This is a genomic window from Enterococcus montenegrensis (assembly GCF_029983095.1).
Classification (GTDB): Bacteria; Bacillota; Bacilli; order Lactobacillales; family Enterococcaceae; genus Enterococcus_C; species Enterococcus_C montenegrensis.
Genome location: NZ_CP120467.1, coordinates 2481581 through 2500691 on the forward strand (window position 1 = coordinate 2481581; position 19111 = coordinate 2500691).

The window sequence follows — 19111 nt, forward strand, 5'->3', positions numbered from 1 at the left end:
TGTGTCAGTTTAACAGGAAAGGTTCCACCTGACCTGCGTCTTTAGACTGAAAATAGCATATTTAACTAAATCTAGCACATTTTAGCAAAGAAAATGCAGTAATTCGTTACATTTTTCTTAAATATCTTTTAAAATAAAGCAGAGCTTAAGAAATATGAAAAGAGGACTACCATGGAATATGCAATAACACTACCGGTAAATCAAAAAGAGATGACCATTCGTGAGCTATTGGAAAAAGAATGGCTGGTTCCTAGAAAGGTACGCCATTTTTTGCGAGTGCGCAAAAATGTTCGTAAAAACGGTGCGCCGGTAATGTTCCATGAACACTGCCAAGCCGGCGATACCATTACCCTAACGATTGAAGAAGACGATTATACCTATCAAGAGGTTGCATTGGGGGATAAAAATAAGATTGTGGTTTTATACGAAGATGAACACTTGATTGTAGTGAATAAAGCTTATGGCGTTAAAACACATCCCAATCAGGCGCAAGAAACAGATACACTCTTAAATGATCTTGCAGCCTACTTAGCACCTAAAAAGCAACGTCCTTATGTTGTCCATCGCTTGGACAAAGAAACTAGCGGTGCAATTTTATTTGCTAAAAATCCTTTAGTATTACCAATTTTAGGTCGCCTATTGGAACAAAAAAATATTTATCGCCAGTATCAGGCCGTCGTTAGTGGCCATTTGGCCCACGCTGTAACCATTACAAAAAAAATCGGACGCGATCGTCATGATCGGCGCAAACGAATTATCGATGAAAGAAACGGGCAAACTGCCATTACCCACGTGACAGTTCACCACGCAGGCAGAAAAAGCCAAGTCTATTGTCAATTAGAAACCGGGCGCACCCATCAAATTCGGGTCCATTTAAAAAGCATCGGTCACCCTATTGTTGGTGACCCTCTGTATGGTACCCAAAAAGCCCCTCGCCTAATGCTACATGCCAGTCAAATGCATCTAGAACATCCTTTTTCGAAAGAAAAAATAGTTGTCACCGCCACCCCCGGCCTATGGGAATAAGAAAAGCGGAAGGCACTGGGCAGCTCTTTAGAGAAACAAAACAGCCCTCAAACTCCAGGAGTATTTCCCGTTAAAGTTTGAGGGCTGTCTAAATTTTCATATTATTAGGCACCAATTAATGGCGCAGGATCAACAAAACCATCCCACATACCTGTTGCAACACCAAAGTGTAAATGGACGCCGGTTGAATTACCCGTAGTACCCATGCCGCCAACTCGTTGGCCGACACTTACATTAGCCCCATTACTTACTTCAATAGTCGTTAAATGAAAATAATAGGTGTAATAGCCATTATCGTGTTTGATAATTACGTGATTGCCACAGCTAGCATCAAAGCCTGCTTCTACAACAACACCATCTCGCGCCGCCATAACTGTTTGACCAGTGGAACCTGTTAAATCAATACCATCGTGATGTTCATTCCCTCCACCTAAAGGCATTTGGCGCCAGCCAAAAGGACTGCTGACATTTAGACTTCCTACCAGAGGAGAAGCAAAACCTGTTTGCGCTACTTTTTCAGCTTGTTCTTCTTCAGCTTTAACTTTTGCCGCAAGTTTTTCAATTGTTGCCTTCTTTGTTGCAATCTCTTTTTCAAAATTGGCCTGTTCTTGTGCTAATTTTGTTGCCTTGGTCGCTAATTCTTGGTTCGTCTGCTCTAGTTGTGCCAATTTTCCTTGTAAAGCAGCAACTTCAATTCGTTGACTACTTTGTTCTTCTTTCAATTTTGTTACTTGTGCTTCAATTTGTTCTTTTCCTTGTAAGCCATTTAACAAATCAAGGGAAGAGCCTAAAAACGATGCCGCCACTTCTGCTTGTTGCGCTTCTTTTTTCGTTAACTGTTCTTTGACACCTGCCAGTTTTTCAATTTCTTTATCCAGCTGCCCTGTCAGTGTCGTTTTTGTTTCTTCGTTTATTTTAATTTGAGATTGTGCATCTTCTATTTGTGATTTAAAATCATTTATTTTTGTTTCACTTTGCGTCACATCTTCTTTTACTGTTGCTAATTTGTCGCTGTTTTCAGAAGCGAATGCTGTTGAAGAAAAGAATAAACTTCCTAGAAGTGAAATTGTTAAAATTGTTTTTTTGAGTTTCAATTAATGACCCCTTTTCGTTTTTTTGACTTGCTTAATTTAGCATGATTTTTCATGAAAAGGATAACAGCCAACTTACAGTTTTATTGCAATGGGCACACGTATTTGTAATGAATACGTTTTAATTTACAACGAGATTTCTAGATTTCAGCTAGATTACACAAAGTATAATTTTTTCATAAAAAGATTATCGATTTGCAAAGTATTCCTTTTTTTGACAACAAAAAAAGTGCCACTTCAAGAAGTGACACAAAAATTTCATTGCTTACTTTTTAACTTTTACTTAAGACCGCTAACTCTTCATCCGTCAACGGTCGATATTCTCCCAAGGACAAAGCTTTATCCAAACGAACACTGCCGATACGATCTCGTCTTAAATACACAACTTTTTTACCAACTGCTTGGACCATTCTTTTTACTTGATGAAACTTTCCTTCGTGAATAATTAGAGAGATTTCTGAAGTCTCGTTTTCTTCATCTACTTTTAAAATCGTCAGTTCTCCTGGTAAAGCCAACTCTCCTTTGTCTAACAATAAGCCTTTGGCAAAAGCTGTCACATCTGCTTGACTTACGATACCTTCAACTTTAGCAAAATATTCTTTTTCCACATGCTTTTTAGGTGCGAGGAGACGGTGAGCCAAATTGCCGTCATTGCTTAATAAAACAAATCCCTCTGTATCTTTATCCAGACGCCCAACTGGAAATAAATCCGGTCTAAAATCCGGCTTTTGCAAAAAATCCATGACCGTTTTATGTTGCGTATCTCTTGTAGCAGAAATAACCCCGGCTGGTTTATTTAACATATAATAGAAAAATTGTTGATACCCAATTTTTTCACCGTCAAAAAAAATTTCGTCTGTCTCAGGTTGCACTTGAAATTTGTCTTGTTTTACGGTTACTTGGTTAACCTGCACTAAGCCTTTTTTTATGTAGCTTTTCACTTCTTTGCGGCTGCCTAACTGCATATCTGCCAAAAATTTATCTAAACGCATGGCTCCTCCTTGTTATCCTATCTGACGATATTTTTATTATCTGCACTTGCAAACTTGCAACACACCTCTAAAAATAGAAATATCCACACTGCCTTCTGATTAACAATTCTACCAATTTATTATACAGTAAATACGAGGTGAGAAAATGAAAAGAAGCTTTTCCGTACAACTAACATGTATGTGTATGATTTTCAATAATCGCAATGAGATTTTAATACAAGACCGTAAGAAACCAGATTGGCCTGGTTGGACATTTCCCGGTGGTCATGTTGAAGCTGACGAATCGCTGACTACTGCTATCATCCGCGAAGTCAAAGAAGAAACCGGCCTTGTCATCACACCGCAGTTAATGGGCGTTGCAGAGTGGCTCAACAAAGCCGATGGCAGTCGCGAATTAGCTGGACTTTTTACCGCTAAGACTTCTTTTGAACCCACCATTATGGGAGAAGGGAAACTTTTTTGGCTGCCAGAAAATGAGCTTCCCACAAAGAAACTTGCAGGTACGCTAGCTGATTTATTGCCTATTTTTTATGGTACACAAACGCAATATTTTAAAGATAATACCCCAGAAAAATAAACAGCGTGATTGTAGTACGTTGTAAAAAATAAGACAGCCTATCTGAACTAATTGTTCAGACGGCTGTCTTAGCCATGCTATTTCATTACAATTACGCATTGATCCGTTTTACTTCTTGGCGGCGATTTAACAGGTAAACTATTACTAATAAAATCAAGCTTACTACAAAAATGAAGCCAATAAATTGCCAGCTATTTAAACCGTTTGCCCCTAATCCAATTACCAATTTAATAAAATCTATCACTGCCATTTTGGCAGCAGGTGATAATAACTGAAATAAAATGGAGCCTAAAATGACGATGCCCAAAGAAAGTGCACCAATTGCTAAGCGCAGATAACCATCAAAGCGATTTAAAAGTGCCCCAATCATCATTCCAATACTGGCGGCTAAAATAAGAAACACCCACAATAAAAACATTGATGGCCAAAAATTACCACCGGTAATCAACGTAATCAGTTGATATTGTAAGAAGAAATTTGGAATCAAGCCTCCATTAAATAACTCAAACAACATTTTCAAAACGATGCTTAGACCAAACGTCAAAATCAGACTCGAAACAAAATTTGCGACAAAAATATGCAGTCGTGAAGTTCCGCATTGAATAAAGAGTTTAAAATCATTGCCCACACTCGTAATAGATAAAATCATGATATAAATCATGGCTGGAGCTAATAAGTCTACGTGAACATTTGTAACCCCATCTATCAGTAACATCGGCATTAATGGAAAAATAACCGCAAATAAAAGAAAGAAACCAAGGTAAATCAACACCGAGCGCCATTGGACGGATAACTTGTATTGAATTGCTGTTTTTAATTTCATTTTACGCCACACCCTTTTTTGTTAATTGGACAAAATATGCTTGTAAATTAAGGGGAGCAACGGATACCCCTTGTGGAATATCTTTTGGTGCCGCACCTTCAATATAAACACTAAGCATCCCACCTAGCTCATCTTCACCAATAACCTTCAGATCACTTACCACCTGTGCCACGACTTCTTTTGGCCCTGTGATTACTTTACCTGCAGCTTGAATAGCTTCTGTTGTTGCTTCTCTTAGTACTTTTCCTTCATCGATAACAATGACCTCTTCTAACAAATTTGCGACTTCTTCAATTAAATGAGTAGAAATAACAAATGTACGGGGACGCTTAGCATAAGCTGTTAATAAATAATGATAAAATAAATCACGATGGTTTGCGTCTAGGCCCAAGACTGGTTCATCTAAAAAGATGTAATCTGCTGGCACACAAAGCGCCATAATTAATTTGGCAATGCTGCGATAACCCGTCGATAATTTTCGCAGGCTACTTTTTTGTTCCAAGCCAAATCCAGCTATCATTTCTTCTGCCAAAGCCCAATCAAAATCCCCATAAAAGTCAGCAGTTAATTGAAAGCATTTTTTTACTTTTAAGTTTCCGGGATATAAGTTATCTTCTGACATTAAATAAATTTGATTTAAAGCTGCTTCGTTATCTACAAGAAGGAGGCCATTTAACGTGATTGTTCCATTACTGGCAAAACTACGGTTAGCGATAATATTTAACAGCGTACTCTTCCCCGCACCATTACGCCCAAGTAAACCATATATTTTTTCGGATTGAATATTCCAATTAATCTGTTGCAGCGCTTTTTTATCTTTATACGTTTTGCTAACTTCTTTAATAACCAAACTCATGATTCATACCCTCTTTCAATTAGGTCTTTCAGCTGCTCTACTGTAATACCTAATTTCTTTGCTTCTGTAACAATTTGTAATACTTCATTCGTTAAAAAAAGTTCCCGCCGATACTCTCTAACTTTTTGTTGTGCACCTACTAAAACAAACATGCCAATTCCTCTTTTCTTTTCAATCAAACCCCGTTCAACTAACAAATTCATCCCTTTTAAAACGGTCGCAGGATTAATAGCGAAACTTTTTGATATTTCTGTTGTAGAGGGAATTTGTTCACCTTCTTTAAAGGAGCCGTTTAAAATTCCTTCTTCAATCTGTTCCGCAATTTGTTGAAACAAGGGCGTTGTACCGGAATAGTCAAATTCCATTCCTTTCACCTCAACTTCACATTAAACTTAACCAGTTAGTTACTTGTGTAACTAACTATATATCCAGTGATAAAAAAAGTCAACTAAAAAAAGCATCTCCACTGGAGGATGCTTTTTAAATAACTTAGAAAATGATAAAAGATATTGGCAACAATCAAAAGGAAAGTTTACAAAAGGGATTGTTTCCACCAAAGTTAGAACCTTTAGTAAAACAGTAAATTTTTAGCACCAGAATGAAAAAATGTTCTAAAAAGAACACCACCTTATTGCGGTGGAGTTAAAAAATCTTGCTGTAACTGGCGAATGAGGGATTCTGCAAATAGTTTCTTATTTTTTTCTTCCCATTTTTCAGGATAAATTAGCCGAATGGGTGCTGCTTCATTGTATATTTTTAATACGTGATAATCATTTGGATTAAAACAGCCATCACTTACCACGCCCAGGCACATTTGACTTTCTACTCCCGTTACAACCATCAAATCACCTTCAACGTGAATTACTTGTGCAAATTCGTTGGTGTCCTTTAAGACGTATTCAAAAATCACACTGGCTTTACGGTCAATTAGGACCGGCAATTTTTTCATTAAAGAAGCATCTTGCAATATTTTCTCATACGTTTGACAAGACGCTATTAACACCAGGCTTTCGCGTTTGATTGCTAAACTGGTAAAATCTGCTGGTACCATTCGATCGGCAATAATACCCATGTCTAATTTGCCTGCCCTTAGACGTTCTAATGTTTCATCACTTGTACCGTGAATTAAATCAAAACGAACTTGGGGATGATCAATTTGATAATTTACCACTTTGGTGACTACCATTTCTGCTAAATAACGTTCCAAACCACCAATTTTTATGACTGTTTGCCGAGATGCCGTCGCTTTTACTTGCTCTTTGAAATGGCCATACGCAATTAAGGCATGCTGGGCATAATTATATGTCAACTCCCCGATTTCAGTTAAGCCATATTGAACCTTTCCTTCGTTAAATAATGGAAAACCCACAGCTTGTTCCAGCTCGGCTACATGCTTACTGATTGTCGATTGACTGTACATTAATTTTTCAGCAGCCGCTTTAAATGAAGAATAATCGACTGCATATTTATATGAGCGTAAAATTTTCAAATTCAACATCCTTTAAACCTCCTAAAAAGGCAAGTCAACATTCCAAAATGGAAAGTTGGCCGCCTTTTTTTCTCGTTATTATTATAGCAGAAAGTAAGCGCTCTATGAAAAGACAATTCTGGCAATTCTTGGTTAACCGTTACGAATTTTTTTAGTACTTTTCCCTTTATTTATCCTTCGGCTGTATTCATTTGAAGTGCTAAAAATTTCAAGCTGATGAATTCTTACGCTTACTTTTACAAAAACTATTAAAAGGAGTCGTTTTTTTATGAAAAGAAAAATGCCATCATCTTACGCCATTTTATTTGGAATTATCTTTCTGATGGTTGTTTTAACGTGGCTTATACCAGCAGGTCAATACAATTTAAACGAAGCCAAACAGTTGATTCCGGGTACTTATCATCATGTTACACAAAACGAACAGGGGTTTTGGGATATTTTAAAAGCACCGGTCGTGGGTATGCTAGGTGACGACAAGACCTCTGCTGCGATGCCAGTGTCATTATTTATTTTAGTAATTGGTGGTTTTTTAGGCGTGGTGAATGCGACTGGTTCCCTAGATGCCGGGATTAGTTCCATTGTAAAGAAATATCACGGTAAAGAAAAACGCTTAATTATTGTCCTCATGATTCTTTTTTCACTCGGGGGTACGACTTTTGGCATGTCAGAAGAAACATTAGCTTTTTACCCTTTACTCTTGCCTGTTATGTACAGCATTGGCTTAGATAGTTTAGTCGCAGTAGGTGTCATTTTAATTGGCACAACAGTAGGTGTCTTAGCATCTACCGTTAATCCTTTTGCTACAGGGGTTGCTTCTCAAGCTGCGGGGATTTCACCTGGTCAAGGCATTATCTGGCGACTTGTTTTGTGGGTAATCTTAACTACCATCGCCATTATTTACGTCTATCGTTATGCGCAAAAAATTGAAAAAGATCCAAAAAAATCCCTCGTCTATAATCAGCGCAAAGCGGATTTAGCTAGTTTTAAACTCCAAGAGATCGACACGATGAATCAAAATCAAAAACATGTGATTGTCGCATTTATCGCAACCTTTCTTGTCATGATATTAGGCTTGATTCCTTGGCAGACAATCAATCAAAACTTTACTTTCTTTGCCAACTTGCGAGACAGCATAATCAAAATTCCTATTTTAGGTAAAATGATTGGCTCAGATTTCCCCGCTTTTGGCGACTGGTATTTTACTGAAATCACGATTTTATTTATTTTTATGGCAATTGTAATTGGCTACTTATATAAGATGAATGAAAGTACAATTGTGCAGCATTTTGTCACTGGTGCCAAAGACATGATTCAAGTTGCTTTAATTGTTGCAGTTGCCCGCGGGATTCAAGTCGTGATGAATGACGGAATGATTACAGCTACGATTTTACATTTTGGTGAAACGACATTAAGCAGCCTGCCGCCTGTTTTATTTACAATCTTGACTTATATTTTTTATATTCCAATGAGCTTTTTAATTTATTCTACTTCTGGTTTAGCCTCTGCCACAATGGGGATTATGAGCAACTTAGCAGACTTTGTTCACGTACCAAAAGATTTGATAATTACAGCTTTTCAGGCTGGCTCTGGTACCATGAACTTAGTTAGCCCGGCATCGGCTATTATGTTAGGTGTATTGGGCATTGCTCATATTGAATACGCTACTTGGTTAAAATTTACCGCAAAACTTTTAGGTATCATTTTTGTTGTTGTCTGCTTTGTTTTAACCATTGCTACCTTATTTAGTTAAAAAGAAAGGAGTCCTTTTTATGGACCAATTACAAAAATTATTTTTAGAAAAAATCTCCCTTAATGAACAAACTGCCTACGATTTAAATGATGATTTAGCAGCACATCCCGAAATATCGGGACAAGAATTCCGCTCGGTCAAAAAAATTATTGAAATTTTAAAGGCTAAAGAAATTGCCGTTACTGAAAATGTTGCCGGTTTACCTACGGCTTTTGTAGCCCATGTTATTCCCGGTGAAAAAACACAACCCAAAATTGGGATTTTAATGGAATATGACGCCCTACCCGACATTGGTCACGCCTGCGGTCATTGTGCTAGCGGTAGCTTGAGTCTCTTAGCCGCATTAACATTAAAAGAAATGGCACCTACTGTTTCTGCTACTATTGATTTAATTGGTACACCAAATGAAGAAGCGACTGGTGATAAAATCACGATGGCAAATGCCGGTGTTTTTGATGACTATGCTTTTGTGATGATGATCCATATGAACAGTGACCAAACCTGGCCTGCGTGTCGTTTCTTAGCTTTAAGTGAAATCAAAGCGACTTTTACCGGTCAAACAGCCCACGCGGCAGCTGCACCTTGGCAAGGAAAAAATGCCTTAAATGGCGCGATGCTAGCCTGTCACGCAATTGATATGGCCAGACAGCAAATGAAAGATGGCAGTCGCGTCTCTTATATCTTGCCCCAAGGTGGCACTGCCTCAAACGTCATTGTCGACAAAGCGGAATTAATCATCAATATGCGCCATGCCAATAAATATGATTTAGCCGAGAATTTTAGCAAAGTCATAAACTGTTTGGAAGGTGCTGCACAGGCTACGGAAACTTCTGTCACCTACGAAAAAACAGGTGAAGATTTTGATGATATGAATTTAAATGCCCCTGGAATTGCAGCTATTGATGAAATCATGACGGCCATTGAGCTACCTCATTGTGATGAACCCGCAGGAAATGCTACCGGCAGTTCTGATATTGGGAATGTCAGCTATATTTGTCCGGCTTTTCATCCTATGATGGCAATCTCTGATCACTGGTTTTCTTTACACACCAAAGAAGTTGCCACTATCATGCAAACTCCATCTAAAATTCATCCTGTAATTTTAGGTGGAGCAAAAGTTATCGGATTATTTATTCTCAAAACATTAAGCGATCAAAAATTGATGGAATCTATCCAAGCAGCTTTTCAAGCCTCTCTAAAAGACTAAGCCTGCCTTTACTGAATGCCTTTTAAAGATGCTTCATGATGCTTCAAGCTACTAAAAAAACTGCTCTACTTGCAAAAAGGGACTGTGAAAAAATATCACAGTCCCTTTTTCTTATTTGTCTATTTCTTACATATGCAGGCGTCGTCTGATTTTTTCCGCTGTCGTCCCTAATAATTTATCGGCTAAGCGCACCCGCAAGACCATAAAGACATAGCTGGCCCCACCAACAGCAGCAACCCCTAAAATCATCACAAATGATTGCAATTTGCTATCGGTATCTAAAACCAGCCCCATTAATTGACGCATGATAAATGCAATCACTGTCATAATCACTGTCATGATAAAAATCAAAACTGTCCGCCGGAAAGTTAAAATACGATTGAAGCGAGAAATTTTGTGCAATTTATACAAATTCAAACCACAGGTTACCCCAAAGCCAATCATAGTAGCTAAGAGTGGACCATAAACTTCAAAAACCATGATTAGTGGAATCTGTATGATAATTTTAATAACCAAGCCAATGACAAAATAGCCAATCGCCGCTAAGTTCTCATACATTCCCTGCAACATATTTGAAGTCATCATGTAAAGCCCTAAGAAAAGACCAGAAATACTTGCTTCAACTAAAACACTCGCACCTAAATGACTTGGGGCATAAAACAAAGTATTCAACGGATAGGCCAAAACAATCATCCCAAATGTTGCAGGAAACATAACAAATGCAAATAATTGCAAATTGTTACTAATTAATTTGGCTAGTCCTTTGTGATCCCCACGGGTTTTCGCCTCGGTAATTAAAGGCAAGCCAGCTAGTGCCATAGAAGTTGCCAGACCAATTACCACCATCGTTAATTTATCTGGATTGGCACTGAAAATGGAGAACAAAGAAGTCAGTTGATTTTGTGAGTATGCAGTAAAAGAGGACATCACCCGCACAAAAGTAACTTGGTCGACAAGTTTAAAAATCGTAATTCCTGATCCGATAATAATAAAAGGAATGGCTTCTTTAACTGTTTCAATCAGTAAATCTTTGGTATCCAAGTTGACATTGTTGGCACTGTGTTCAATTAAGTAATCCATCCGCACTCTATCTTTTCTAAGATAATAGACTAAGACTAAAATACTAATAATAGCTCCGATAAAAGCAGCAAAAGTTGATTGCGTTACGGCAGTTGTGTATTCTCCTTTGGCAACTTTCATAATGATGAAAGTTGCAAGTAGCATGTAAAATACGCGGGCGACTTGCTCTAAGACTTGGGAGATGGCAAAAGGCTTCATCTCATTTTGACCTTGGAAGTAGCCACGAATAACACTCATACAAGGAATAACTAAAATCGCAACACTTAAAGAACGAATTGTTGGGATCAGCTCTGCGCCACCACCGGAAATATCTGCTAGCCAAGGTGACATCAAATACATGGCCCCTGCTGCAATTAGACCAAAGACGGCCATAACCTGCAAGGCGCGATGTAACAATTTGCGACTGGTCGCGTATTCATTTAATGAATTGTAATAGGCTGTTTGTTTTCCGATTGCGGCTGGAATGCCGGCAGTAGAAAGCATCATGAACAAGGCATAAAAATTATACCCCATGTTAAACAACGCGTTGGCTTGGTTAGCATGCTCTCCCATCCAGTAATACCAAGGCATGATATAAATCGCCCCTAAAAGACGAGAACCGATATTGCCAATCGTTAGCCACGTGGAACCTTTGGCCATTTTTTCTTCAGTGGATAGTTCCTGTTGCGCCACGAATTTTTCACTCATTTATTTTCTCTACTTTCTATTGGTTTCAAGACATATGTTCTATTTTACTTACAAAAGTTCCCTCCGGCAATCTTTTTTGAGTAAATTTAATTGATTTGCAACACCTGGCAAAATATGTCATAAAACTGACTTTATTTCCTGTTGGTTGGTAGCAACTTTAATTAATGCTATAATACAACCGAAGTAAAATGTAAAGTGAGGCCTGTGCCATGACATTAACATTAGAAAAAATCAGCGCAATTTTGCTGAAAAATGATTTACTAAAAGAAATGATTACGCCGACTGGTTGGCATTTAACCTGCGTGGATTTACCAAAAAAAGAATTTAGTAGCGTAACTTACGACTCTCGTAAAGCAGATGCGAACAGTTTGTTTTTTTGTAAGGGACTTAATTTTAAAGTTGACTATTTAATCAGCGCACTAGCCAATGGTCTAGAAGTTTACGTGGCAGAAGCGCCTTTTGACGTCAGTGCAAAATGTGCCATCATTGTCACAGATATCAAAAAAGCGATGGCACTGTTAGGAGCGGCTTTTTACGACCATCCCGAAAAAGAATTAAAATTAGTCGCTTTTACTGGGACAAAAGGTAAAACAACAGCGGCTTATTTCACCCACGCGCTCTTGGCTAAAGCAACAGGAAATAAAACAGCTTTGTTGTCGACGATGAATACATCTTTAGATGGCAAAACTTATTTTAAATCCCATTTGACCACGCCAGAATCCCTAGATTTATACCAAATGATGCGCCAAGCTGTAACCAATAAAATGACCCATTTGGTGATGGAAGTTTCTTCGCAGGCCTATAAAACAGAGCGGGTTTTCGGTTTGACTTTTGACGTGGGTATCTTTTTAAATATCTCCCCTGACCACATTAGTCCGATTGAACATCCGACTTTTGACGATTATTTTTATTGCAAGCGGCAGCTCTTACGTCACTCGAAAAAGATGATTTTAAATTCTGGTAGTGACTATTTTGCACTGTTAAAAGAAAACTGTGAATTATTGCAAACACCATATATTTCCTACGGTCGCAAAAATGCAGACTATCTAGTCACTAGTGGCCAGAACAAGCACTTCACAGTTACTAGCAAAAATGACGAATTACAAATTGCTGCAGATTACAGTATTCAATTAGCCGGAGATTTCAACCAGGAAAATGCGACTGCGGCCCTTTTAGCTGCGGCGATTGTCGGTGCTGATGTGAAATCTGCAAAAGATGCCTTAGCTACTGCCCGCGTTCCAGGACGAATGGATCATTTATTCAATACAAACGGCGCCAGTGTTTATGTCGATTACGCCCATAATTATTTGAGCTTAAAAACTTTATTGGAATTTGCCCAAGCAGAACATCCCACAGGGCGTGTAATTGTCGTGCTAGGTAGTACTGGTGGCAAAGCAATTTCCCGCCGGGCCGACTTTGGTAAGGCATTATCAGAACATGGAGATGTCGTTATTTTAACAGCAGATGATCCCGCTTTTGAAGACCCACAAAAAATTGCCGAAGAAATTAACGCTCATATCACCAATGAAAAATTGGAAGTTCACTTTGAAATGGATCGCACCAAAGCTATTGCCGCCGCACTTGCCTTAAGTGATTCTGCTGATGCTGTGGTCATTGCCGGTAAAGGTGTCGATGAATATCAAAAAATCAACGGTGAAGATATGCCTTATGAAGGTGACTACTTCATTGCCCAGCGCTTAATTAAGGAAAACCACGTATAAAACATAAAGTACAACTTACTTTCTTAAATAAAAAAACTTATTCACAGCAAACGACAGTCTACTTTGAATAAGTTTTTTTATTTTTACAAAAAGACGCTCTAAACTTTGTCACGCTTACCAAGATGAGGTACCATTTAATTAGTACAGATAAATTAGGAGTGATTTTCTTGCAAAATTTAACGGTTCATCGCCCTACCTCTATTACGGAATTTCGCGGTTTGTTAGAAAAAGAAAGAGCTGAATTAAAAAAACACTACCCACAACCTTTAGAGTCTAAACAAGATGGCGTGGATATAATTCTTTTTGCTGGTCAAAGTAATATGGCGGGGCGTGGAAAAGCCCATTTGGCTCCCTATGTTAAAGAAGGCTACGAGTTTCGTCCGGTAAGTGCACCTAAAAAACTTTTTCATCTGCAAGAGCCCTTTGGAAAAACTGAAGACAACCCGACTGGGATTAATGATGAAAATAAAAAATCAGGCTCACTTGTTAGTAGTCTTGTAAATGCGTATTACGACTGTACCCGTCGCATTGTAGTGGGAATTTCTGCGTCTAAAGGCGGGAGTAGTATTTTAGAGTGGCAACCAAAAAGTCCTTATTGCACCGATATTTTAGAACGTTTACAACGTTGTGAAAATTTTTTGCACCAGCAAAATATCCCGATTAAAAGTCGCTTTTTAGTTTGGTGCCAAGGTGAAACCGATGGCGATCACGCCATGAGTAGCGCTGAATATAAAATGCGCTTTACCGCCTTGCAAAAGGCTCTATCTGAAGCGGGGGTAGAGGAAACTTTTCTAATTCAAATTGGCAATAAAAAAGATGAACCAAAAAAATATCAACAGATTATCTACGCCCAACGAGAACTTGCCCAAGAAAAACAAGTTGTTTTAATCGCCAATGCCTTTGAATGGATGGATAGACTAGATTTAATGAAAGACAATTATCATTACACTCAGACTGGCTATAATTTATGTGGCGATCAAGCAGGACTGAATTTAGCCGCTTATATTTTAAATAAGCCCACGCTTTAAGACGAGGTGAAAAAATGAAAATCGATGCATGCAAATCAAAAATTGTACAGTGGGATAAAAATTTTGGACTTTTACTCCCAGAAAAAATGTTGGATGCCGCTGGTTTTCCCGTTGACAGCGATCTTTTGGTAACATTAGAAAAAGACCTTAACGGTAAAACACGGATCATCATCACCGCACCAGATGATGCGATTATCAATTTACCGATCAAAGAAATGCAAGATTACAAACGCAGCTTTGATGCCCGCAATTAAAATTTTCCCCATAAAAAAGCACAAACAAGATGAATATCCTAAGCACTAACACTTAGATCGTTAAATTCAGACTTATCTGTGCTTTTTTACTGCCACAAGTTAGCTTAAATTTTCCGGCTGTCCTAAATCATAAATCAGCTAATCGGCTGGCGTAACCTCTGACAGCTCGCGGACAAATTCCCATGTTTGCCCGCCATCATTGGAACGATACAAGCAGGCGTACATATGCCCTGTCTTTTTGGTCAGATAAAATTTAGCTTCTAAAGTCGTGCTCGTAAGTTCTGTCACTTCATTAGGTGGCTGGAAAATATCTAAGCCGCCTAATAAATATTGCTCTTCTACATTGATCACGGCCTCATGATACGAACGTCCAGCATTTTTTGTGTAATAAATATTTTCCCGCGTAGCAATAAAACCAATATCCCCATTAATAAAACTAACATTTTGAACCGGTGCATTCACCGTTTCGCTGCTTGCCTCATACCAATCTTCTCCATGATTATGGGTAATAAAAAGCGTCACCTCTTCAGCAGAAGTGGCGCCAATTTTAGAAATTACCACTATTCCACTACCATTTTCAAAAAATTGTACTTTTCGATAACGCAAGCCACTCACTTTTTCTCCGATCTGTCTTTTCTGCCAGGAATTACCATTATCATTTGAAATTAGTAAATATAAATTGAGATAGTCCCCAGCTTCAGTGGTATAAAGATACCAAGAAAAATCTTTCCCGATTTGATACGTGTCCTCCATAAAATAACCAAAAGGAATTTCACCACTGGTTAATAAGTAACTCCCGCCTCGTAGCCAATCTGCTTTTAAAGGTACGAATTGCCAATGTGCTCCTTGATCTGTCGTTTGAAACAGTTGATGGGTTTTAACATCGAGATAAAGTTCATTTTTTTGACTCGCAATTTTATCAGGAGCTGCACCTTGTTGCTTTAATAGCCCTGTTATCGGACTGTCTTTTACTACCTCGGTCTTTAAATCAGCTGGTGCTGCTGTATTATTTTGCAGGCTGCTGGTTACCTGTGCGACATAAAACCATAGTCCCCCCACTATCAAAAATACCATTCCTATCGCAATCGCTAACTTTCCAGCTGGTTTTTTATGGGATAGTTTTCCTGATCGCACATGTCCTTGCCTACTATCAACAGCTAGCAGAAAAATTCTTCCTCTAGTTAAGCCCCAGCCCAGATCCTCCACACCAATCATGAGCTTATCGCCATTGAAACGTTGGGCTAAAAGAACGCAGTCACTTTTTGCTAGTCTAATTTCTTTTTTCGTCTTTAAAAAGTATTCATCCACATCCTCAATTACCGCAGGAAAACCCGCCGATCTTCTAACACGTTTTTCCAACCAATTTTGAAAATCGCTTTTGATGACAAAATAACTAATCAAAATGAATAACATCATTATCAGACATAGGCTGAGTAAAACTCCGCCGCATAAATTAGAAAAACGATGTAACCAAATTATTTTTTGTATTGCTGCAGTTGACATCACATGCTTTTGCAAATAGTGATACACCACCGTACCAAGACCAAAGAAAAAACTGGTCACCAGGAATGCTAGACCACCAAAAAAAAGAAAAAATTGTTTTTTTGACTGTTGTAAAATGGCTAAGATAATTTCTTTGCCGCTTAATAAATCAATAATTAAAAGTTCCTGATCCATATTCTACTCCAATTAAATTTTCTTTATTATGCAAGAAAATAACAAAAAAAATAGTGCCTTACAAAATTTTTAAATTAGAAGTAGGCCAAATTGAAAAAAATTATCAGCTCTTTAAACAAAAACAGCGGATACTAAAATTATCTTATTTTCCGCTGCCAAACTATTCTTTTATTTTTGTAATTTTTTTGACTTCTTTTGTTGCCTAAAAAATATATGTAAAAAATCATTTGAGAGACAGCGAATACTAACAAGCCGACATAGGAAAAACGGTCGCCAATTTTGTCAGTTGGACTTGGCTGTGAGATAAAACTAAATTGAATATAAACGATAAAAAAACTACAAAATAGCCCCACTGCAAGTCCCTTTAAATTAGGCTCTTCGCCAAAAAAGTAGGCTTTTTGTAAAAATTGATACCATAGCGCAACTGTAAAACTAAGAAAAAAATTGAGATAGAACATATTGAGTGAATCAGAAAAAAGATATTCAAAAAAGCCACTACTAATAGCCGTTAGTACCGCTAAAACCCAAAACGCTACACCTAAGCTTTGCCAAAAAACTAATTTTTCTCTTTCATCTCGCTGATAACGTCGTACGTTCATTTTTTCACCTACTCACTTTTTTTGATTTAAGCGAAAGATTTCTTCTACTGGTCGCTTAAAAAATAAGCAATTCGTAGCGTCAATTCAACGCTGGGAACATAACTTCCCGCTTCAATTGCTGCTATTGTTTGATGGGAAATCAACAATTTATCCGCCAATTCTACTTGGGTAAGACCACCGTCTTTTCGTACTTGCGCCAAGCGATTTACTAATTTCCAACCCATGATAATTGCTCCTCCTTACTTAATTTTTTCAAGTATAGCGCTTACGATTATGCTTCACAAGCTAAAAAAACTAGGGACAACTCACTTGCCCCTAGTCTAGTATTTTCCTATTTGTTTTGTTCAACTTATAAAGCAGCAAATTCCAATTCTTCATTCAAGGCTTTTACCAAAAATGGTAAATCACTTAAACGATCAATGACGTAATCTGCGCCATCTTCGTAATATTTTTGTGTTACTGCTTCTCGCAGTGATTCTTTTTCTTCAAAAGACAATTTTGAAAAAGCTGCTGCAGTTAATTGTGAAGCTGAACTGCCTTCAATGACACCAACGGAAATCACACCAGCATTTTTACCTTCTTTAATATCCGAAGTAGTGTCGCCAACTTTAATTACCCGTTTTAAATCATTAATTCCCATTAATTTTACATTGCGAAAAATCATGTCTGGCGCAGGCCGCCCCACCCCGTTAACGTCATCTGGTGTCACTAAAAAATCAGGTTCATAGCCATTTTGTTTTGCCCCTTTGGCAACTATTCTCATCATGTCTTTGGTATACCCTGTTGTACTGCCAATTTTAATATTATTTTTGCGTAACCAATGAACCGTTTTTAGTAAACCTTCTTTTGGCGTCGTGTATTGTGCCAAAGACGAAAATAATACTTTTTCAAAATCAGCATACAGCTTTTTTACATCTGCTTGGTTTGCTTTACGCTCATAAAGTTCTTGCCATTTTACTTTGACGTGAGGCAAAGCTAGCAAAGTTTTAATATGGTCGATTTTTAATAAGCCCATTGGTTCTCGAATTTCTCTTTCAGTCAAATGAATTCCCGCCTTGGCAAAAGCTGTATCAAAAGCCGCTACCGGTGCCAAACAGCCATCATCGACTGTCGTACCTGCCCAATCAAAAATTACACCGCAAATCATAGTGCCACCGCTCCTTTCACATTGCTTTTTACTAAGTATTCTTCTGCTAGCTGAAGAACTTTCATCATGTCAGAGGGATAAACCTCGCCAATATTGCCGATCCTAAAGCAATCAATCTCACTAATCTTACCAGGATAAATCGCATAGCCGTTTTCCTTTAAATATTCGTAAAAATCTGCAAAAGAAAATTCTGGAAAAGGATAGTGAAATGTCGTGATAAAGGGTCCTTGATTTTCTATTGCAATCAATGGCGCAAAGCCTAATTTTTCCATCCCAGTTCTAATAATGTGATTATTTTGGGCATAACGGTTATAGCGGGCTGCAATACCGCCTTCTTGTACCAGTTCTTTTAGCGCCTGTTGAAAGGCTAAAACCGTATGGGTTGGGGAAGTAAAACGCCATTTTCCATCATGATCCATAACTTGGTGCTGATCAAAAATATCCAAACTTAAAGTACGCGCTTTACCACAACTTAATGCCAATTGATCCCGACGACAAATAATAAAGCCAAAACCTGGGACGCCTTGAATACATTTGTTCGCACTTGAAACAAGAAAATCAATGCCAATTTCTGCCATTGGAATTTCAATACCACCAAAACTAGACATCGCATCCACAATAAAGGTAGCTTGATGTGCTTTTACCACTTTTGCGACACTTTCAATATCATTTACAATACCTGAAGTTGTTTCAGAATGTACCATTGCTACAAAATTAATGGCAGAATCAGCTTCTAAAATAGTCGCAATTTCTGTTGCATCGGGTATTTTGGTCTCTGCTACTTCGTAATACAGATGGTTCAGGCCATAACGAGCAGCAGTTTGTTGCATCCGCGCGCCATATGCACCATTGCCACAGATTAAAATTTTGTCTTTTTCCCCTACAATTGAGCTTAAAACGGCTTCAACTGCAAAGCTACCTGATCCCTGCATTAAAATCGTCGTATATTCTGTTTCTGAAACATGGGCTAATGCCAGTAATTGCTGGCGAATGTGCTGGGTGATGATTTTATAATCATCATCCCAGGTACAATGATCTACTAACATTGCCTCTTTAACGGTTTCCGTTGTCGTTAACGGTCCAGGTGTTAATAATTTATATTCCATT

The 19111-nt window shown here is 38.1% G+C and carries 19 protein-coding genes; 7 read left to right on the top strand and 12 right to left on the bottom strand.

The genetic code is table 11. The features are described from left to right. Nucleotides 1-171: 171 nt before the first annotated feature. A complete protein-coding gene (locus P3T75_RS11925) occupies nt 172-1026 on the top strand; it encodes an RluA family pseudouridine synthase (RefSeq protein ID WP_206903935.1) in 855 nt (284 codons plus the stop codon). 104 nt (nt 1027-1130) lie between these two features. Here the strand turns inward: P3T75_RS11925 and P3T75_RS11930 are convergent, their stop codons facing one another. Both P3T75_RS11930 and P3T75_RS11935 read right to left on the bottom strand, forming a co-directional pair. Further along, nucleotides 1131-2120, bottom strand: coding sequence for a M23 family metallopeptidase (locus tag P3T75_RS11930; protein ID WP_282461711.1), 990 nt, complete (start codon nt 2118-2120; stop codon nt 1131-1133). Nucleotides 2121-2389: 269 nt separating this feature from the next. After that, a complete protein-coding gene (locus tag P3T75_RS11935; protein WP_282461712.1) occupies nt 2390-3109 on the bottom strand; it encodes a pseudouridine synthase in 720 nt (239 codons plus the stop codon). Between the two features lie 145 nt (nt 3110-3254). Between P3T75_RS11935 and P3T75_RS11940 the strand changes: the two genes are divergently transcribed. Then, nucleotides 3255-3686, top strand: a complete 432-nt coding sequence (locus P3T75_RS11940; protein ID WP_206903938.1) for an 8-oxo-dGTP diphosphatase — start codon at nt 3255-3257, stop codon at nt 3684-3686. Nucleotides 3687-3777: 91 nt separating this feature from the next. On the opposite strand, the gene P3T75_RS11945 is transcribed toward P3T75_RS11940, so the two are convergent. From P3T75_RS11945 to P3T75_RS11960, 4 genes are all read right to left on the bottom strand, one after another. After that, nucleotides 3778-4509, bottom strand: coding sequence for a hypothetical protein (locus P3T75_RS11945; RefSeq protein WP_282461713.1), 732 nt, complete (start codon nt 4507-4509; stop codon nt 3778-3780). Between the two features lies 1 nt (nt 4510). After that, a complete protein-coding gene (locus P3T75_RS11950; RefSeq protein WP_282461714.1) occupies nt 4511-5365 on the bottom strand; it encodes an ATP-binding cassette domain-containing protein in 855 nt (284 codons plus the stop codon). Continuing rightward, nucleotides 5362-5730: a GntR family transcriptional regulator gene (locus tag P3T75_RS11955; protein WP_282461715.1), complete on the bottom strand. Its 369-nt coding sequence runs from the start codon at nt 5728-5730 to the stop codon at nt 5362-5364. The genes P3T75_RS11950 and P3T75_RS11955 overlap by 4 nt, the downstream gene beginning before the upstream one ends. 263 nt (nt 5731-5993) lie before the next feature. Next, the gene (locus tag P3T75_RS11960; RefSeq protein ID WP_206903942.1) at nt 5994-6863 is read right to left on the bottom strand and encodes a LysR family transcriptional regulator; all 870 of its coding nucleotides are present in this window, start codon (nt 6861-6863) and stop codon (nt 5994-5996) included. 259 nt (nt 6864-7122) lie between these two features. Here P3T75_RS11960 and P3T75_RS11965 point away from each other — a divergent pair, with 259 nt between their 5' ends. Continuing rightward, nucleotides 7123-8604: a YfcC family protein gene (locus P3T75_RS11965; protein ID WP_230710437.1), complete on the top strand. Its 1482-nt coding sequence runs from the start codon at nt 7123-7125 to the stop codon at nt 8602-8604. Nucleotides 8605-8623: 19 nt separating this feature from the next. Beyond that, a complete protein-coding gene (locus P3T75_RS11970) occupies nt 8624-9811 on the top strand; it encodes an amidohydrolase (protein ID WP_282461716.1) in 1188 nt (395 codons plus the stop codon). Nucleotides 9812-9937: 126 nt separating this feature from the next. Here P3T75_RS11970 and P3T75_RS11975 read toward each other — a convergent pair whose 3' ends face one another. After that, nucleotides 9938-11578: a putative polysaccharide biosynthesis protein gene (locus P3T75_RS11975; protein ID WP_282461717.1), complete on the bottom strand. Its 1641-nt coding sequence runs from the start codon at nt 11576-11578 to the stop codon at nt 9938-9940. A gap of 209 nt (nt 11579-11787) precedes the next feature. Between P3T75_RS11975 and P3T75_RS11980 the strand changes: the two genes are divergently transcribed. The 3 genes from P3T75_RS11980 (at nt 11788) to P3T75_RS11990 (ending at nt 14581) form a co-directional block, all read left to right on the top strand. Further along, complete coding sequence (locus P3T75_RS11980) at nt 11788-13299, top strand: UDP-N-acetylmuramoyl-L-alanyl-D-glutamate--L-lysine ligase (RefSeq protein ID WP_206903946.1); 1512 nt, start codon at nt 11788-11790, stop codon at nt 13297-13299. Between the two features lie 158 nt (nt 13300-13457). Then, the gene (locus P3T75_RS11985; RefSeq protein WP_282462608.1) at nt 13458-14327 is read left to right on the top strand and encodes a sialate O-acetylesterase; all 870 of its coding nucleotides are present in this window, start codon (nt 13458-13460) and stop codon (nt 14325-14327) included. A gap of 14 nt (nt 14328-14341) precedes the next feature. Continuing rightward, nucleotides 14342-14581, top strand: coding sequence for a hypothetical protein (locus tag P3T75_RS11990; RefSeq protein WP_282461718.1), 240 nt, complete (start codon nt 14342-14344; stop codon nt 14579-14581). A gap of 138 nt (nt 14582-14719) precedes the next feature. Here P3T75_RS11990 and P3T75_RS11995 read toward each other — a convergent pair whose 3' ends face one another. The 5 genes from P3T75_RS11995 to phnW form a co-directional block, all read right to left on the bottom strand. After that, nucleotides 14720-16258: a WD40/YVTN/BNR-like repeat-containing protein gene (locus P3T75_RS11995; protein ID WP_282461719.1), complete on the bottom strand. Its 1539-nt coding sequence runs from the start codon at nt 16256-16258 to the stop codon at nt 14720-14722. A gap of 137 nt (nt 16259-16395) precedes the next feature. Continuing rightward, nucleotides 16396-16857 (bottom strand): hypothetical protein, encoded by a 462-nt coding sequence (locus P3T75_RS12000; protein WP_282461720.1) that lies wholly within the window; start codon nt 16855-16857, stop codon nt 16396-16398. A gap of 44 nt (nt 16858-16901) precedes the next feature. Next, a complete protein-coding gene (locus P3T75_RS12005; RefSeq protein ID WP_282461721.1) occupies nt 16902-17081 on the bottom strand; it encodes a helix-turn-helix transcriptional regulator in 180 nt (59 codons plus the stop codon). 125 nt (nt 17082-17206) lie between these two features. Continuing rightward, on the bottom strand, nt 17207-18004 hold the full coding sequence (phnX, locus tag P3T75_RS12010; RefSeq protein ID WP_282461722.1) for a phosphonoacetaldehyde hydrolase: 798 nt from the start codon (nt 18002-18004) through the stop codon (nt 17207-17209). After that, the gene (phnW, locus tag P3T75_RS12015) at nt 18001-19110 is read right to left on the bottom strand and encodes a 2-aminoethylphosphonate--pyruvate transaminase (RefSeq protein ID WP_282461723.1); all 1110 of its coding nucleotides are present in this window, start codon (nt 19108-19110) and stop codon (nt 18001-18003) included. Before phnW ends, phnX begins: the two co-directional genes overlap by 4 nt. Between the last annotated feature and the right edge of the window lies 1 nt (nt 19111).

Bases quoted from the DNA above. Each gene is read 5' to 3' on its own strand.
- P3T75_RS11925 (WP_206903935.1), top strand. From the start codon at position 172: ATGGAATATGCAATAACACTACCGGTAAATCAAAAAGAGATGACCATT.
- P3T75_RS11935 (WP_282461712.1), bottom strand. From the start codon at position 3,109: ATGCGTTTAGATAAATTTTTGGCAGATATGCAGTTAGGCAGCCGCAAA.
- P3T75_RS11940 (WP_206903938.1), top strand. From the start codon at position 3,255: ATGAAAAGAAGCTTTTCCGTACAACTAACATGTATGTGTATGATTTTC.
- P3T75_RS11945 (WP_282461713.1), bottom strand. From the start codon at position 4,509: ATGAAATTAAAAACAGCAATTCAATACAAGTTATCCGTCCAATGGCGC.
- P3T75_RS11950 (WP_282461714.1), bottom strand. From the start codon at position 5,365: ATGAGTTTGGTTATTAAAGAAGTTAGCAAAACGTATAAAGATAAAAAA.
- P3T75_RS11955 (WP_282461715.1), bottom strand. From the start codon at position 5,730: ATGGAATTTGACTATTCCGGTACAACGCCCTTGTTTCAACAAATTGCG.
- P3T75_RS11960 (WP_206903942.1), bottom strand. From the start codon at position 6,863: ATGTTGAATTTGAAAATTTTACGCTCATATAAATATGCAGTCGATTAT.
- P3T75_RS11965 (WP_230710437.1), top strand. From the start codon at position 7,123: ATGAAAAGAAAAATGCCATCATCTTACGCCATTTTATTTGGAATTATC.
- P3T75_RS11970 (WP_282461716.1), top strand. From the start codon at position 8,624: ATGGACCAATTACAAAAATTATTTTTAGAAAAAATCTCCCTTAATGAA.
- P3T75_RS11975 (WP_282461717.1), bottom strand. From the start codon at position 11,578: ATGAGTGAAAAATTCGTGGCGCAACAGGAACTATCCACTGAAGAAAAA.
- P3T75_RS11980 (WP_206903946.1), top strand. From the start codon at position 11,788: ATGACATTAACATTAGAAAAAATCAGCGCAATTTTGCTGAAAAATGAT.
- P3T75_RS11990 (WP_282461718.1), top strand. From the start codon at position 14,342: ATGAAAATCGATGCATGCAAATCAAAAATTGTACAGTGGGATAAAAAT.
- P3T75_RS11995 (WP_282461719.1), bottom strand. From the start codon at position 16,258: ATGGATCAGGAACTTTTAATTATTGATTTATTAAGCGGCAAAGAAATT.
- P3T75_RS12000 (WP_282461720.1), bottom strand. From the start codon at position 16,857: ATGAACGTACGACGTTATCAGCGAGATGAAAGAGAAAAATTAGTTTTT.
- P3T75_RS12005 (WP_282461721.1), bottom strand. From the start codon at position 17,081: ATGGGTTGGAAATTAGTAAATCGCTTGGCGCAAGTACGAAAAGACGGT.
- phnX (WP_282461722.1), bottom strand. From the start codon at position 18,004: ATGATTTGCGGTGTAATTTTTGATTGGGCAGGTACGACAGTCGATGAT.
- phnW (WP_282461723.1), bottom strand. From the start codon at position 19,110: ATGGAATATAAATTATTAACACCTGGACCGTTAACGACAACGGAAACC.